Origin of the sequence: Proteiniclasticum ruminis (assembly GCF_900115135.1) — a bacterium.
GTDB classification, from domain to species: Bacteria; Bacillota; Clostridia; order Clostridiales; family Clostridiaceae; genus Proteiniclasticum; species Proteiniclasticum ruminis_A.
In genome coordinates, this window is record NZ_FOVK01000001.1 from 506439 (window position 1) to 522753 (window position 16315).

Sequence of the window (16315 nt, forward strand, 5' to 3'; positions counted from 1 at the left end):
TAAATGAAAAAGGCCATAGGAGGAACGAATTTTGTATAATGTAAGAGAAATTTCCCCAAATATCTACTGGGTTGGTGGAAATGACAGAAGACTGGAACAGTTTGAAAACCTATTCCCATTAGCCAATGGTGTATCCTATAACTCTTATCTCATCTTGGATGAGAAGACAGCACTCATCGACACTGTCGATGATGCAATTACAGACCAGTACTTGGAAAACATCACCCATTTAATGAATGGACGTGAACTGGATTACCTGATCATCAACCATATGGAACCAGACCACTGTGGCAATATCGAGAACATCGTAAAAATGTACCCAAATGTAAAAGTTGTTGGAAATACTAAGTCATTTACTCTCTTCCATCAGTTCTACAATATGGATATCACCGCTAACCAGATGATTGTGAAAGAGGGCGACGAACTGAGCCTTGGAACACATAACCTGAAGTTTGTTTTTGCACCAATGGTCCATTGGCCAGAAGTCATGATGAACTTGGAGACCACTAAAGGAATTTTGTTTGCCGCTGACGCATTCGGTACCTTTGGTGCATTAGCCGGTAATCTCTTCGACGATGAGATTGACTATGCAAATCTCTATATCGATGAAGCCAGAAGATACTATTCCAACATTGTAGGAAAATTCGGTGCACAAGTTCAGTCCGTATTTAAGAAAATTGCTGGACAGGAAATCAACATGATCTGTTCTCTGCATGGTCCCATCTTCAGAAGTGATATCAGTCTGATCCTTGACCTTTATGATAAGTGGTCGAAGTATGAAGCCGAAAAAGACGGTGTTGTCATTTTCTACGGTTCCATGTACGGCAATACAGCAAACACCGCAGATGCACTCGCCAATAAACTGGCTCAAAGAGGTGTCACTGATATTCGTGTATATGATGTTTCAAAAACACATCCATCCTATATCATCAGCGACATATTCAAATACAGTCATTTAGTGGCTGCAGCGCCCACCTATAATATGGGACTATATTATCCTATGGATAATCTGCTGCATGAAATGGCTGCACTGGGTGTAAAAAACAGAAAAGTGGCTCTCATTGGAAACCACAGCTGGGCCAGTGCCGCTCTGAAGATCATGACCGAAAGGTTCGCTTCCATGAAAAACATGGAAATCATCGGAGATTCTCTGGATATCAAATCCAGACTAAAGGATGGCGAAGAGCAGAAACTGGATGATCTGGCAGATGCTATTGCAAGTTCAGTACTAAAGAAATAAAGCTAAAAACAAGGATGAACCTGCTAGGATTCATCCTTGTTTTTATGTTTGAATCTTTTCATGCCCTGCTTCTCGCCAAGCAGAAGCAAATTGTCAATCTGATGGAAACGTCCTTCACGAATGGTATTCTCCATAGACGTGCTATTGATGAAAAGCTCGTAATCAAGTTCGGTCTGGCTTTCTGAATAAATGAGTTTTTGGGACAAAATAAAGTTCAGATTCTGGGACAATTGAAATCGCACAAACTCTTTTTCCTGTTCCTGAAACATAGACAGCATCCTTGTTAAGGTCCTTGCAGCCCCCATGGAATGGATGCTGCCAATGATGCCATGTCCTGCTTCCGCTGCTGAAATCGCAGCTTTCAGTGCCCCCAGCGTTCTAATCTCTCCAATCATGAGAAAGTCCGGACTTTGCCTCAATGCATCATGGATACCTCTTTCAAAACCAGCAAAATCTGTGCCCAGCTCTCGCTGAGTCAGCTCCCCCTTTAGTCCGCTATAAGAAAACTCCACTGGATCTTCCAAAGTGATCATATGGACTTTTTCTTTCATAAGAATATCTTGTGCGATGGACGCCAAAGAAGTAGACTTGCCTGACCCTGTTTTCCCTACAATGAGTGAAAGCCCTCTTTTGTTCAACACTCTTTTTGAAAGATGTTCCGGTAACCCAAGTTCTGTTAAAGAAGGGATCTCATTTTTTATGACTCTGATTACAGCACATTTTTTTCCCATGGAAGAGAAGAAGTTTGCACGGTATCTTCCGTTTTCTTCAAATCCAACGTCCATACCGGAAGTTCCTCCCCCGATATATTCCTGGACATAACCCGCCGGCTGCATCAGTGTGAAAAACCGTGACATCTGAGCTTTCGAAACACTTACTTCTGATTCCATGAGCTTTCCTTTAATGCGATAGACCGCTCTTTGTTCTTCCTTCATAACAATATCAGAAGCACCAAGGCCTCTGGCTTCATTTAAAATATATTGAATGCATCGATCCATAATTCCTGACTCTTTCTAGCCTGATTGTAAAGCATACTCTCGCCATTCACCACCTGAAGACCAACACTGCTGCCAAAACGCAGAAAAGAAGAGTGCATCGGTTCATAATTTAAGTCATACAATATGGTATTTTCACTGTACTGCTTGATTTCTATGGGCATTTCATCCTGCTGGATATTTCCAAGCTTTGTGGCATTGATCACCAGTGAAAATGGTCTGACATCAGATACCGCATCCAGAGGTCTGATGGATAATGCTTTTGGAAACTCCTTCCGTCTGGTCTCCGATCTGAAGGCCATATGGATCCTTGCATCCAATTTCACCAATGCTGTATATACAGCTTTCGCAGCGCCACCGCTGCCGAGGATCAGCACATCTTTTCCCTTCACACTGATTCTATTGTCCTCTAGTGACTGCATGAATCCGAACACATCTGTATTATAGCCAATTCTCCACCCATTTTTGATGACTACAGTGTTCACCGCGCCACATTCCAACGCAGTACTATCCAGTTCATGCAGATACCCAATGATCTCTTCTTTATAAGGAATCGTGACATTAAATCCGATGATCTCATTTTTCGTCAGATCGTCAATGAACTTCTGAATGTGTTCTCGCGGAAGATCAAAAAGTTCATAAGAAATCATCAGCCGTTTTTTTTCGAATAACCTCTGATGGATCTCGGGAGATTTCGAATAGGATATTCTTCTTCCAAGTAAGCCTGTTTTTCTCAAATGTATGCTCCTTTCTTTTGTTCTTAACTCTATTATAAGGACTGTAACTGAAAATAAACAAAAGGGAGCACCGCTCCCTTGTTAATTTTCTATGAATCAGATTTTAGTATTTCCTGAACATGGCTGAATGAGGGTTCATCCTGAGGTTGTTCGGTCAGGTGCTGCTTTATGGTTGAAACCAGAATATCAATTGCTACTCTGTTCTTGCCACCTTCCGGTACAATAAGATCTGCATATCTTTTGGTTGGTTCGATGAACTGCAGGTGCATCGGACGCACAACGCTGAGATACTGCTCAATGACCGATTCGAGTGTTCTTCCTCTGTCCCTGATATCTCTCGTGAGTCTTCTTAGGATTCGGATATCCGCATCTGTGTCCACGTAGATTTTAATATCAAACAAATCCCGTAATTTTTCGTCTTCCAAGATAAGAATTCCTTCTACGATGATAATATCCTTAGGCTCTTCTTTGATCGTTTCTTTTTTTCTGTTATGTACGGTGAAGTCATAGATTGGCATTTCAATGGCTTCCCCTCTCAGAAGGGTTTCTAAATGCTCTATCAAAAGCGGTGTATCGAATGCGTGAGGATGATCATAATTTGTTTTTGTTCTTTCATCGAATGTCAAATGACTCTGATCTTTGTAATAGGAGTCCTGCATGATGATTGCAATACTCTCCTTCTTGAAGTTCCTGTAAATGGACTTTGCTACTGTACTTTTACCAGATCCCGTTCCTCCGGTAATACCAATGAGTATCGGTTTTTTCATTCTACATCATCCTTCTCTATTATCAGTATATCATTTGGTTGAAGACTCACTTCTGAGTAAGCACTGAAATCCATTGCCGCTTTGTTCGCCACATCTATTTGATTTCCTTCCTCATCCATGAACTCTGTGATTACAGTTTCTATTATATCATCAGATGGTCTCATTATCTTGATTTTATCACCTGGGAACAATCTGTTTTTCTGACCAATGAGATATCTTCCCTGACCAAGATCCTCTTTGACAATCCCCACAAGTTCATGGGTTCTCACATAAGAACTGGAGCCGTAAACTTGGGAATTTCCTCGGCCAAAGTAGAAACCTGTATAGTACTCCCTGTGACTCACCATACTGAGAATATCCATCCATTTCTTATCATATTGGTACGCTTCCGGGTTTTCCACATACGCATCAATGGCAGCTCGGTAAGCCTTCACGATGGCGGCCACATAGAATTCCGACTTCATACGTCCTTCAATCTTCAAAGACTGCAGACCTGATTGAATCAGTTCCGGAATGTGCTCAATCATACACATGTCCTTGGAGTTCATAATATACGTGCCCCGTTCATCTTCTGTAATCTCCATCAGTTCACCTGGACGCTTTTCTTCCATCAGATAGTATTTATACCTGCAGGGCTGAGCACATGCTCCTCTATTCGCATCACGGCCGGTCATATAGTTGGATAACAGACAACGTCCTGAATAGGCCATACACATGGAACCATGGACAAAGGCCTCAAGCTCCAGCTCTTCCGGAATATTCTCCCGTATCGCATGAATTTCTTTCATGGTCAGCTCTCTTGCAAGAATAATACGCTGAACACCCATCTTGTGCCAGAAAATAGCTGATCTGGAGTTCACATTGTTCGCCTGTGTGGACAAATGAAGTTCCATATTGGGAACCACTTCTCTTGCGGTCATAATAATCCCAGGATCAGATACAATGAGTGCATCCACACCCAGCTCTTCCAGACTAACCAGATACTCCTCAAGACCTTTCATGTCACTTTCATGGGGAAACACATTGATGGTCACATAGACCTTCTTCCCACGGTCATGAGCATACTTCAATCCTTCTGTCATTTCTTCATTGGTGAAGTTGTCTGAAAATGCACGAAGATTTAATCTTGCTCCTCCCATAAATACCGCATCAGCACCATAGTCGATTGCAGTTTTCAGTTTGCTGAGATTGCCCGCAGGGGCTAATAGTTCCGGTTTAAACATTTTTATTTTTTCCTCCTGATTAACAACATTCCATCGCTGATACTGAGCAGCGAGACAACAAGGTCTTCTCTTTCATGGACATATCGGATAAAATCCTTCAGATTCACGATATTGGTCCTATGTTTTCGAGCCACTTCTTCTTCTGCCACCAGTCCCTTATAAAGGACATTGTCACAGAGAATCATGCCATCTTCCGACAGTCTTGGCAGTGATAAGTCCAAATATTCCCTGTAATGAGACTTACCGGCATCCATGAAGATAAAGTCATACACCTGATCACTTTTTCCTAAAAAACCAGCACAATCATCCAGAACAACCTGAATCCTATCCTCATACCCTTTCTTTTTTATGTTTTCCAAAGCGAGGTCCCGCATGGATTCATCTCTTTCCACAGAAGTAATCTGACCTTCTCCATGCATAGCCATCACGAGAGCCGAATAACCAATGGCTGTTCCAAGCTCAAGAATGGTCTGTGGTTTATTTGAAGCAATCATAAACCCCAAAAACCTTGCTGCATCTTTCATCACAATGGGTACATAATTCTCTTTTGCGTAAAACTCTAAATCTTGCAGCTCCTGAATACCACCAAAACTCTCGATGTACTCAGTAACTTTTTTATGGACAATTCCACTCATCTTCTCACCTGCACCTGATACTTTGTTCGCTAAAATTTCCTATACCATTATATAAGATTTGACAATACTTATCAAACCTTTGCTTGCTCTTCATTATCACTCAGCAGGATCTTCAACACTTTACTACAGATTGCTGTATCCTTTTTCTGTAAGTATGCCATGCACTTTTTCATCAAAGACATCCCAGGGAAGTGCATCTTCTTCCATTTCCGAGAATGCTACAAGAATCCGCTTGAATCTCCCTCGAGGCAGAAATCTGTCATAGAACCCACCACCATATCCTAATCGGAATCCATCTTTTGTGAATGCGACACATGGAACAAAGGCAATGTCTATTTTCCCTGGATCCATCTGATAGGTAAGATCTTTTGGTTCTAGAATCCCATGAAGACCTGGTGAAAGATCTTCCATGGAGTCAATCTCACACGCTTCCATATGGCCTAAGGATACGGTCTTCGGCACCAGAACTCTCTTGCCTTTTGCCAGTGCATCCTGAATGATCCGTGTGGTATTCACTTCTGTTTCCTGTCCCACATATATGAATATTGTCCCTGCAAGTAAATAATCCTTCTGTTTTTTCAGCACTTCTAGAATTTCTTTGGATGCCGATTCCCTGTACCTGGAATCCAGATTGCGCTGTTTGCCAATCAGCTTGCTTCTGAGCTCTTTTTTCTGAAGCTTCACTTCTTCGTTGATCATCATTATCTTCCACTTCCTTCATTCTCTTTTCGAAAAAGAAACCCCCAATCCTAAGGATTAGAGGTTTCATCTTTGTGTAAAGAACTAGTTCCCCTGAAACTCTCTTTTCTTCTGGAGGAACTCATTGTAATCGCTGGTGAAAAAATGCTGCCTGATACTTGGATCCAACACATAATAAAGATATTCTGTGATTTCAGGATTGATTGCAGCTTTTATCGCTGCAGCACCAGGGCTTGCGATGGGACCGATGGGAAGCGCCCGAACATAGTAAGTGTTATAGGGAGACTCCACCTTCAGGTCCTCTAATGTCACCTTGTCCTTCGCGTTCAGACCAAGCGCATATACCACCGTAGCATCCAGCTGAAGCTTGTCTCCTTTGGATAATCTGTTATAGATTACCGAAGCGACTCTAGGCATCTCTTCAACACTGGCTGCTTCTCTCTCAATCATAGAAGCGATTGTAATCAGTTCATTCCACTCGGAAGTAGGAAGATCCTCTCCGGTTTCTTTCAGCACTGCATACATTCTGTTGACAAATGCTTTATACATGGTATCCACCACAAAGCTTGGCGTCTGACCTTTTCTGAACTTATAGGTTGCTGGTGCAAGATATCCTTCCAGCACATAATGCCTTTCATCCGTATTTTCCAGCCAGCTTGGCACGATATAATTTTTTACTGCCTGGATAAATGCCTCTTTGGAAAACAGTCCCTTTTCTTCAAAGGCTTCTCCCATTCTTTCAATGGTGAATCCTTCCGGAATGGCTACTGTAACCTCATAAATATCCTCTCCTTCATTCAGTTCCTGAATGATTTCATGGAGAGAACCCTGAGCATTAATTTTGAACGTTCCTGGCTTCAGCGCTGTCTCAATAGGATTGAATCTGAAATAGACTCTGGTCAAAAGAAGATTTCTGAGTAGGCCTTCATTATCCAGACGAGTCAGCACTCTACTGAAGTTATCGTTGGGTTCCACATTGACTTCAATGATCTCTTCATTCGTGTTCAGTGGTTTTTCTCCCACACTGTTGTAATAAGCATATCCCACAAGGCCTGTCCCTGCAAGAATCAGTACAAAGAAAAGCAAAATGAATAAAAACTTTTTCAAGATAGTCCCCCCTGCTCTAGATTGTTCGTATTATTTATTACGCGCTGCACGCTTTCTCTGTGTATGGTCCAGATATTTCTTGCGGAGTCTGATGTTCAGTGGTGTCACTTCTACAATTTCGTCTTCAGCGGCAAACTCCAGATAGTTTTCCAGTGTCATTTTCTTCACTGGCACAAGCTTAAGTGCATCATCTGCACCAGAGCTTCTTGTATTGGTCAGCTGCTTTTTCTTGCAGACATTCACGTCGATATCTTCCGCTCTAGAGCACTCACCACAAACCATACCTGCATAAACTGGAGTACCAGCTTCAATAAAGAGTGTTCCTCTTTCTTGTGCATTGTACAGTCCATAGGTGATTGCATCTCCTGTTTCAAATACTACCAGAGATCCACGGCTTCTGCCAGGCATTTCACCCTTAACTTTGTCGTATCCCTGGAATACATGGTTCATGATTCCATTTCCTCTGGTATCTGTCATGAATTCATTTCTAAAACCAATCAGTCCTCTAGCAGGAATCACAAACTCCAGTCTGGTATATCCATTGACAGCAGATGTCATGTTGACCATTTCCGCTTTTCTTGGTCCGAGTTTTTCCATGACAGTACCCATGAACTCTTCTGGTACATCGATGGTTAAGAATTCCATAGGCTCCATAAGAACCCCATCAATTTCCTTGTTGATTACTCTAGGCTTGGAAACCTGAACTTCATATCCTTCTCTTCTCATGGTTTCAATCAGAATGGATAGATGCAGTTCTCCTCTTCCTGATACTTCAAAGGTGTCAGGCGTAAGCTCTGTAACACGAAGAGAAACGTTGGTTTCAAGTTCTTTCATCAGTCTGTCTCTGAGATGTCTTGATGTGATGAATTTTCCGTCTTGTCCAGCGAAAGGTGAATCATTGACCATAAAGTTCATGGATAGAGTTGGTTCATCAATGTGAACAAATGGCAATGCTTCAGGTGCATTGGCGTCTGTTACGGTATCTCCGATATGAACATCACCAATTCCTGAAATAGCTACGATATCTCCAATAGCCGCTTCATCTGTATCTACTCTTTTCAGTCCATCATAAAGATAAAGATTGGAAATGGTTGTTTTTTTGATATTTCCCTCAATATCTATAACAGCAATGGCCTGATTTCTCTTGGCAATACCTCTGGTGATCTTTCCAATGGCAATCTTACCAACGAAATTATTATGGTCCAGTGTTGTAATCAGCATCTGGAAAGGTCCAGCTATATCGCCTTCTGGTGGCTTCACATATTCAATGATCTTTTCGAGGAGTGGAATCATATCAACCATCTCATCACTTGGATCATCTCCAGCATATCCGTCTCTTGCAGAAGCATAGATGATGGGGAAGTCACACTGCTCATCAGTAGCTCCAAGCTCTACAAACAGGTCAAATACCTCATCGATGACTTCTTCTGGTCTGGCGTCCTTCTTGTCAATCTTATTGACAACAACCATAGGGCTTAATCCGGCTTCTAAGGCTTTCTTCAGTACAAACTTTGTCTGTGGCATAGCTCCTTCATTGGAATCAACCACAAGCAGTACTGAATCCACCATCATGAGGACTCGTTCCACTTCACCACCAAAATCCGCATGACCTGGTGTGTCAACAATATTAATTCTATACCCTTTGTAATGAATTGAAGTGTTCTTGGATAATATGGTAATTCCTCGTTCTCTTTCGAGGTCATTGGAATCCATAACTCTTTCTTCCACTTTCTCATTGGCTCTAAATGTATTGGATTGTCTCAGCATCGCATCCACCAGGGTAGTCTTACCATGGTCAACGTGAGCTATGATGGCGATATTTCGCACATTTTCTCTTTTATATGACATCTTATTCCTCCAGTTTCTATATCTAACAAGTTATTATAGCACAAAATCCTTGAGTATGTAGGATTTCTTCCATGGAGATCCAGATGTAACCGATTAAACTTCTGATTTTTTTCTTAAAGAAAAAGCAGCGAGCTTTTATTCTCACTGCTTCTTAAGACTTATTCTACTTGCCAGCACCAATGACATCCACACCTACAGCATCATTGATGATTTTCATCATATCTTCAAAAAGAATAGAAAATCTCACTTCCGCCTGCAGATATTCATTGATATCAGGATTGGTCTGGATAACAGATGCAAAGTTCTGCATCTTTTCTGTGGTTTCATCCGTGACTTTCCCGGTTTCCATGGATTCTGTATAGGCTGCAATTTGGATTTTTCTGAAATCCTCCAGCATTTTTGATTTGGTCTCATCCGCTTGAATTTTTAACGCAGCCTCCCGAAATGCCACCACATCCGGATGGATTTTTAGTTCTGCTGCCAGTTCATTGAACTTGTCATAAATATTCAACGTCTGTTCCTCCTTTATACTTCCATGATGATTGGCAGAATCATCGGTCTTCTCATGGTCTTTTCATACAGATGATTCTTCAGTGTGTCTTTGATAATATTCTTTAATACATTCCAGTCCGTAATCTGTTTGTCTTCACATTCATAAAGCGCTTGCGCCACAACTTTTCTGGAACTTTCCATCAGTGCTTCCGCTTCTTTCACATAGACAAATCCTCTTGTAATGATATCTGGACCTGCTACGACTGAAGCGCTCTCCTTATCCATGGTCACCACAACGGTGATAATGCCATCTTCAGAAAGATGCTTTCGGTCTCTCAGCACAATACGTCCAACATCACCAACGCCTAATCCGTCGATAAGAACGTGTCCAGAGTTCACTGTTCCAGTCTTCTTAATACCTCTACGATGTACTTCAATGACATCACCGTTTTCTGGAAGCACGATACTGGATGGATTCATCCCCATTTTAATAGCAAGATCCCTGTGTTCTTTCAGCATTCTAAATTCTCCATGCAGCGGTACCAGATGTTTGGGTCTGGTCAGTGTATGAATGAGCTTGATTTCTTCCTTGCATGCATGCCCCGAGACATGGATGGATTCAAGCTTACCATATACTACTTCTGCGCCTAGTTTGGACAATCTGTCTATGGTTCTGAAAATCGGTTTCTCATTTCCTGGAATTGGCGATGATGAGAATACTACCGTATCACCAGGTTTTACCTGAATTTTTCTATGCATGTTATTAGCCATTCTGGAAAGTGCAGCCATGGGTTCACCCTGACTTCCAGTTGTGATAATCAGCACCTGATTGTCAGGATACTTCTTAATGTCATCAATTGAAATAAGATGCTTCTCATCCACACTAAGATAGCCAAGATCCAATGCGATGGGGATGATATTTTCCATAGAACGTCCTGATACAGCGATCTTTCTTCCCTGAGCTACTCCAGCTTCGATAATCTGCTGAATTCTATGTACATTGGATGCAAAGGTAGAAATAATAATTCTGCCTCGTACTCCGTGGAATATTCTCTTGAAACTCTCGCCTACACTGGACTCGGAAATAGTATATCCTTCTCTTTCCACATTCGTTGAATCACACAGCAGTGCAAGCACCCCGCGCTTTCCAAGTTCTGCGAATCTTTGCAGATCAATAACTTCTCCATCCACAGGAGTGAAATCCACTTTAAAGTCTCCTGTATGGATGACTGCTCCAAGCGGAGTATGGATAGCCAGTGCGCAGGAATCTGCGATGGAGTGATTCACTTTAATGAACTCCACTGACATCTTCTCCAGCTTGATTGTATCCTTAGCCTTCACAATATTCACGGTGACCACGTCTTGAATTCTGTGTTCGGTAAGTTTCAGATTGATCAGTGCTGCCGTAAGCTTTGTCGCGTAAACAGGAACGTTCACCTGTTTCAGCACATAAGGAAGTGCACCAATATGGTCTTCATGACCATGGGTGATAAAAATCCCCTTGATTCTATCCTTATTTTTCACCAGATAGCTTACATCTGGGATTACTACGTCAATACCAAGCATGTCATCATCCGGGAATTTAAGACCACTGTCCACCACGATAATTTCATCCTTGTACTCTACGACTGTCATATTTTTGCCGATTTCATTGGTTCCGCCAAGAGGTATAATTTTCACATTATCCTTCTCTTTTGTCATATTTAGTTTCCTCCTTAAATGTTTCCTCTTTAGCGCACTCATTACAAATACCGTAAAATTTTAAGCTATGATCGAGAACTTTGAAATTGTACTTCTTGCCAATTTCTTCCTCGATGGGATCCAGGAGGTCGTCCATAAACTCCAGAACTTGGCTGCACTTAATGCACACCAGATGATGATGCGTATGATGCTCATCCTCTCTTGTCAGCTCGTATCTCGCAGTTCCATCTTTCAAGTCCAATCTTGTGACAAGATTTTCCTCGTGCATGAGCACTATGGTTCTGTAGACAGTTGCTAGACCAATTTCCGGCCTTTTCTTTTTTACGATGTCAAAGATCTCTTCCACTGTTAAATGCATTCCCACACTGTCAAGAATTGTATCCACAATCGCCTGTCTTTGGGGAGTCAGCTTATAACCGCTCTTTTTGAGCTTGTTTATTATTCTTTGAATATCCTCACTGGTACATGTTGGAGTCATATCAGTTCAGCCCGTCTTCGTCAAAAATAACACTGTACGCTTCTTCAATCATTGCGATTTCAACGTCATCATCAACTGTCTCAAAGAATTCATTGCCTTCTTCGTCGTATACAACTTTCAGGGCAGTGAATACAGGCTCCTCCTCATCACTTTCTACTGGAGATACAATGAAATACTCTACATCTTCAATTTCAAGTCTTGTTACTACCTCAACCTCGACTTCATTTCCTTCATCATCTGTCAGTACAATTAAGTCTGTCATATCTTCCATAATTTTCACCTCTTTGTTTATTTTGTGCTGCTTAATTTATCTAAATAACCTTGAAGTATATAAGTGGCTGCGATTTTATCGACCAACCCTTTTCTCTTCTTTCTGGACATATCCGCTTCGAGCATGGCTCTTGTTGCAGCCATGGTGGTCAACCGCTCGTCCCAGAATACCACTGTGAGGCCAAATTCTCTTTCCAGAACAGCACCGAACTCCATGGCTTTTTCCGCCTGTGGTCCGATGGTCCCATTCATATTCTTTGGTAACCCCACAATAATTTCCTGAATTTCATAAGAATCAAAGATCTCGTGTAGATTTTCCAAATCCTTCTCCAGAGACTTTCTTCTTACCGTAGTTATGCCCTGAGCTGTATAGTTGAGTGGATCGCTCACTGCGACTCCAATGGTCCTATCGCCCACATCCAGTCCTATATACCTCATCAATTCATTTAAATCCTTTCATTTGTGACACAATATTATTGTATCAAACTTTCTTTAAAAAACCTTTAGGTTTTATCGTACCATTCTTACACAACTTGAGCATAAAAGCAATAGGGATACCATTCTCAGGTATCCCCCCTACTATTTAATGTTCAAATAGGACTTTAGAACCTCTTCGAGGATTTCATCCCGCTCGAGCTTCCTGACAAGAGCTCTCGCACCATTATAGTTGGTGATATAGGTTGGATCACCCGAGATGATGTATCCTACCAGCTGATTCACTGGATTGTATCCCTTTTCGTTCAGTGCATTGTACACTTCTTCAAGAATCGCTTTGGTAAGATCTTTCTTGTCTTTCTCAAAGTCAAATTGCATGGTGTGATCTTTATTGTTCATAATACTGCTGCAAATGCAGCTTCACCCCCCTTAAAAATAGTACGTCACTATCTACATTATAAGGGATTCTTTTGAAATTGTATAGACAACTTAGAAATTAAACCATAGATTGAAGCAGTTCAGAAACTTTTCCCAAGGCTTCTTCCAGCTTTTCTGGGTTTTTCCCGCCTGCTTGTGCCATATCGGGTCTTCCACCTCCGCCACCGCCAGCAATGGCCGCAACGTCTTTAATGAGTTTCCCAGCATGAAGGCCTTTCTTGACCAAGTCCTTTGAAATCATCACGGAGAAGCTTACTTTTTCCTCTCCTTTGGTACCTAGCACAACAACGCCGGACTGCAGTTTGTCCAGCACCTTTTCTGTAATTTCACGGAGTTCTGACGCTTCCACCTGGAATACTTCACCACGGACAAGATTCATTCCCTCAAGAACCTCTTTCTGAGCTAGAAGATCATCCACAAAAGATAGGGACTGTACTTTACGTATTTCATCCAGCTCCTTCTGAAGAGTTTTTTCTTCCTGAAGATGCTGTGCCACTTTCTGTACAATATCATTCTTCGTTGCTTTCACCAGTTCCTGGACTTCATCGAGCATTCTTTCTCTCTCGTTCATCAGTCTGATGGCATTGAATCCTGTAACCGCTTCTATTCTTCTTACGCCAGAAGCAATTCCAGCTTCTGAGGTGATTCTGAACAGTCCAATTTCTCCCGAGTTCTTCACATGGGTACCACCACAAAGTTCTTTTGAGAATTCACCCACGGAAAGCACTCGGACCTCTTCACCATATTTTTCATCAAAAAGGGCCATGGCTCCTGATGACTTTGCTTCGCTCATGGACATGACTTCAGTGATCACCGGAGTTGCCATAAGCACTTCACTGTTTACAATATCTTCCACTTTTTTCAGCTCATCTTTCGTCATGGGCTGGAAATGATTGAAGTCAAATCTGAGCTTGTCTGGAAGCACAATGGAGCCAGCCTGATTTACATGATTTCCTAGCACCATCTTTAGGGCTTTATGCAGCAGATGTGTTGCAGTATGGTTTCTTTCTGTACTCTTTCTAACATTTGCTTCTACAGTAAAAAGTGCTGCCCCAGGTGAAAGTGTTCCTTTTTTCACCACTACTTTATGCACTGTATTACCATTTTTGCTCTTTCTGGTGTCCAGCACCAATGCTTCAAACACATCAGAGGAGATCACACCTACATCGCCAACCTGACCTCCCATCTCTGCATAGAATGGCGTTCTGTCAGATACAACATATCCTTCCTGACCTTCTTCAAGAGTTTCTCTTAAAGCCTCATCATCATATACGCGTAAAATCTCTGCTTCTTCAGTAAGGCTGCCATATCCAGTGAAAGCTGTCACTACTTCTTCCTGCAGCACATCCACTCCTGTATTTTCAGACCCCATATAAGAGCTTTCTCCACGCGCTGCTCTCGCACGCTGTCTCTGGCTTTCCATTTCCTTTTTGAACGCTTCTTTATCAAGCTTGATTCCTTTCTCATCCAGAATTTCTTCTGTGAGTTCCAATGGGAATCCGTAGGTATCATAAAGCTTGAATGCATGCTCTCCACTGAACACATCACCTTCCGTCTCATTCAAGAAGGAGATCAGAAGCTCCATCCCAGCATCAAGTGTCTCATGGAACTTCTTTTCTTCCAAGTCCACGATTTTTTCGATGTATTCGCGCCTTTCCAGTAAATCAGGATAGGCTTCACCATAACTGGCCATCACAGCATCCACGATTCTATTCAGGAACTGCTTCTCATGACCTAGAACGCGTCCGTGACGAGCGGCTCTTCGAAGCAGCCTTCTTAGCACATATCCTCTTCCTTCATTAGAAGGAAGCACACCATCCCCGATAAGAAATGCAATGCTCTTACTGTGATCTGCGATGATTCTCATGGAAACATCCGCTTCCTTGCTCTCCCCATAGGCTCTGCCCGTGACTTCTGATACTCTTCCAAGAATATTCTTCAGAATATCTATCTCAAAAATAGAGTCTACTCCTTGCATGATGGTCGCCATTCTTTCAAGTCCCATCCCTGTATCAATGTTGGGATTTGCCAAAGGATGATATACACCATTCTCATCTTTATCAAATTGTGTGAAAACAAGGTTCCAGAACTCCGTCATCTCATCCCGGTCTGAAGCGGCAACAAATTCCTCGCTGGTGGTAATCTTGTCAGTTCCTTTATAATAATGGATTTCTGAACATGGACCACAGGGACCAACACCGATTTCCCAGAAATTATCTTCTTTTCCTAATCTGAAAATATGAGTTGGATCAATGTCTGTTTTTTCTTTCCAAAGATCAAAGGCTTCATCGTCTTCCAGGTATACTGTGGCATACAGCTTAGATTTATCGATTTTGAGCTCTTCTGTCACAAACTCCCACGCCCATGGAATGATCTCATTCTTGAAATAATCTCCAAATGAAAAGTTTCCGAGCATTTCAAAAAATGTGGCATGACGCTTTGTTCTGCCCACGTTGTCAATATCTCCGGTTCTGATACATTTCTGGCATGTCGCCACTCTTTTGGATGGGGGAACTTTAACCCCTGTAAAGTAAGGTTTCAGCGGAGCCATACCCGCATTGATGAGAAGCAATGATTTGTCGTCTTTTGGGACCAGCGGGAAGCTGTCCATAACAAGATGCGCCTTCTCATTGAAGAATGTTAGATATTTTTTTCTGATTTCGTTGGTCGTCATTTTTTCCATAATAACCCTCCATATTTTTTTGCAATAAAAAAAGCCTTCATCCCTCCAAGGGACGAAAGCTGCACTTCCGCGGTACCACCCTAGTTATGAATGCATGCATTCATCACTTTCACACCATAGCTCCAAGGCAGCTTCATCCGAATATCCCAAAGACTTTCACCAGCCGTCTTCTCTCTACATGGTTCTATTCCGGAGTACTCCTCCTCTTCAACGCCATCTATTTTGTTTTCATCTTCAAATTATACGGAGGAAACAAATCCTTGTCAAGGCAGTCTTTCTCTCCTCCAGAATAAAGCCATAATTTCATAAAACTATCAATACTACCGAACTGCTCCACATAAATCATGATTCGGTAAGGAGCGTTGCTAATATCAAATACCTTCATACTTTTTTTATCAACACGGCTGTTACAGTCTATTCTCACCTTTCATAAAGAACAAACTAGTCTAGCCATTCTATGAACCTCTTCAGAGTTTATTATAGGAACGTTTCAAGGGCATTCAAAAAGTTGACATGGTTTGTTCGTAGACACGAACTATACTAGACCCATACCTAGAACAAATCAAA

At 41.9% G+C, this 16315-nt stretch carries 16 protein-coding genes and 1 other annotated feature; of the genes, 1 reads left to right on the plus strand and 15 read right to left on the minus strand.

Features of this window, described 5'->3' with window-relative positions; genetic code table 11:
• Nucleotides 1–31: 31 nt before the first annotated feature.
• Nucleotides 32–1240, plus strand: coding sequence for an FprA family A-type flavoprotein (locus BM243_RS02325; RefSeq protein ID WP_074909817.1), 1209 nt, complete (start codon nucleotides 32–34; stop codon nucleotides 1238–1240).
• A gap of 23 nt (nucleotides 1241–1263) precedes the next feature.
• On the opposite strand, the gene BM243_RS02330 is transcribed toward BM243_RS02325, so the two are convergent.
• The 15 genes from BM243_RS02330 to alaS form a co-directional block, all read right to left on the minus strand.
• Nucleotides 1264–2238, minus strand: coding sequence for a type IV pilus twitching motility protein PilT (locus BM243_RS02330; RefSeq protein WP_074909820.1), 975 nt, complete (start codon nucleotides 2236–2238; stop codon nucleotides 1264–1266).
• On the minus strand, nucleotides 2211–2972 hold the full coding sequence (locus tag BM243_RS02335) for a shikimate dehydrogenase family protein (protein WP_074909824.1): 762 nt from the start codon (nucleotides 2970–2972) through the stop codon (nucleotides 2211–2213). The genes BM243_RS02330 and BM243_RS02335 overlap by 28 nt, the downstream gene beginning before the upstream one ends.
• 89 nt (nucleotides 2973–3061) lie before the next feature.
• Nucleotides 3062–3739 carry a uridine kinase gene (gene udk, locus BM243_RS02340; protein ID WP_074909827.1) on the minus strand — a complete coding sequence of 226 codons (678 nt, stop codon included), beginning with the start codon at nucleotides 3737–3739 and terminating at the stop codon, nucleotides 3062–3064.
• Nucleotides 3736–4962 carry a peptidase U32 family protein gene (locus BM243_RS02345; protein ID WP_074909829.1) on the minus strand — a complete coding sequence of 409 codons (1227 nt, stop codon included), beginning with the start codon at nucleotides 4960–4962 and terminating at the stop codon, nucleotides 3736–3738. Before BM243_RS02345 ends, udk begins: the two co-directional genes overlap by 4 nt.
• Nucleotides 4963–4964: 2 nt before the next feature.
• Complete coding sequence (locus BM243_RS02350; protein WP_074909832.1) at nucleotides 4965–5597, minus strand: O-methyltransferase; 633 nt, start codon at nucleotides 5595–5597, stop codon at nucleotides 4965–4967.
• A 123-nt stretch (nucleotides 5598–5720) separates the two neighbouring features.
• Entirely contained in the window at nucleotides 5721–6299 is a 579-nt protein-coding gene (locus tag BM243_RS02355; protein ID WP_074909836.1) for a 5-formyltetrahydrofolate cyclo-ligase, read from the minus strand.
• Nucleotides 6300–6380: 81 nt separating this feature from the next.
• Nucleotides 6381–7403 (minus strand): endolytic transglycosylase MltG, encoded by a 1023-nt coding sequence (mltG, locus tag BM243_RS02360; RefSeq protein ID WP_177213439.1) that lies wholly within the window; start codon nucleotides 7401–7403, stop codon nucleotides 6381–6383.
• A 30-nt stretch (nucleotides 7404–7433) separates the two neighbouring features.
• Nucleotides 7434–9251 carry a translational GTPase TypA gene (gene typA / locus BM243_RS02365; protein ID WP_074909842.1) on the minus strand — a complete coding sequence of 606 codons (1818 nt, stop codon included), beginning with the start codon at nucleotides 9249–9251 and terminating at the stop codon, nucleotides 7434–7436.
• A 163-nt stretch (nucleotides 9252–9414) separates the two neighbouring features.
• The gene (locus BM243_RS02370; protein WP_031572598.1) at nucleotides 9415–9762 is read right to left on the minus strand and encodes a YlbF family regulator; all 348 of its coding nucleotides are present in this window, start codon (nucleotides 9760–9762) and stop codon (nucleotides 9415–9417) included.
• A 14-nt stretch (nucleotides 9763–9776) separates the two neighbouring features.
• Nucleotides 9777–11444, minus strand: a complete 1668-nt coding sequence (locus tag BM243_RS02375) for a ribonuclease J (RefSeq protein ID WP_074909845.1) — start codon at nucleotides 11442–11444, stop codon at nucleotides 9777–9779.
• Complete coding sequence (locus BM243_RS02380; RefSeq protein WP_074909847.1) at nucleotides 11425–11922, minus strand: Fur family transcriptional regulator; 498 nt, start codon at nucleotides 11920–11922, stop codon at nucleotides 11425–11427. Before BM243_RS02380 ends, BM243_RS02375 begins: the two co-directional genes overlap by 20 nt.
• 1 nt (nucleotide 11923) lies before the next feature.
• Nucleotides 11924–12193, minus strand: coding sequence for a DUF1292 domain-containing protein (locus BM243_RS02385; protein WP_031572607.1), 270 nt, complete (start codon nucleotides 12191–12193; stop codon nucleotides 11924–11926).
• A 17-nt stretch (nucleotides 12194–12210) separates the two neighbouring features.
• Nucleotides 12211–12630 (minus strand): Holliday junction resolvase RuvX, encoded by a 420-nt coding sequence (gene ruvX, locus BM243_RS02390; RefSeq protein ID WP_074909850.1) that lies wholly within the window; start codon nucleotides 12628–12630, stop codon nucleotides 12211–12213.
• Between the two features lie 141 nt (nucleotides 12631–12771).
• On the minus strand, nucleotides 12772–13029 hold the full coding sequence (locus tag BM243_RS02395; RefSeq protein WP_031572612.1) for an IreB family regulatory phosphoprotein: 258 nt from the start codon (nucleotides 13027–13029) through the stop codon (nucleotides 12772–12774).
• 94 nt (nucleotides 13030–13123) lie between these two features.
• Entirely contained in the window at nucleotides 13124–15748 is a 2625-nt protein-coding gene (alaS, locus tag BM243_RS02400) for an alanine--tRNA ligase (protein WP_074909853.1), read from the minus strand.
• Between the two features lie 45 nt (nucleotides 15749–15793).
• Nucleotides 15794–15968: a binding site (T-box leader), on the minus strand.
• Nucleotides 15969–16315: the final 347 nt, after the last annotated feature.

Coding starts and splice junctions, on each gene's coding strand:
- alaS (WP_074909853.1), bottom strand. CDS start 15,748: ATGGAAAAAATGACGACCAACGAAATCAGAAAAAAATATCTAACATTC.
- udk (WP_074909827.1), bottom strand. CDS start 3,739: ATGAAAAAACCGATACTCATTGGTATTACCGGAGGAACGGGATCTGGT.
- ruvX (WP_074909850.1), bottom strand. CDS start 12,630: ATGAGGTATATAGGACTGGATGTGGGCGATAGGACCATTGGAGTCGCA.
- BM243_RS02380 (WP_074909847.1), bottom strand. CDS start 11,922: ATGACTCCAACATGTACCAGTGAGGATATTCAAAGAATAATAAACAAG.
- typA (WP_074909842.1), bottom strand. CDS start 9,251: ATGTCATATAAAAGAGAAAATGTGCGAAATATCGCCATCATAGCTCAC.
- BM243_RS02385 (WP_031572607.1), bottom strand. CDS start 12,193: ATGGAAGATATGACAGACTTAATTGTACTGACAGATGATGAAGGAAAT.
- BM243_RS02330 (WP_074909820.1), bottom strand. CDS start 2,238: ATGGATCGATGCATTCAATATATTTTAAATGAAGCCAGAGGCCTTGGT.
- BM243_RS02350 (WP_074909832.1), bottom strand. CDS start 5,597: ATGAGTGGAATTGTCCATAAAAAAGTTACTGAGTACATCGAGAGTTTT.
- BM243_RS02355 (WP_074909836.1), bottom strand. CDS start 6,299: ATGATGATCAACGAAGAAGTGAAGCTTCAGAAAAAAGAGCTCAGAAGC.
- BM243_RS02345 (WP_074909829.1), bottom strand. CDS start 4,962: ATGTTTAAACCGGAACTATTAGCCCCTGCGGGCAATCTCAGCAAACTG.
- BM243_RS02375 (WP_074909845.1), bottom strand. CDS start 11,444: ATGACAAAAGAGAAGGATAATGTGAAAATTATACCTCTTGGCGGAACC.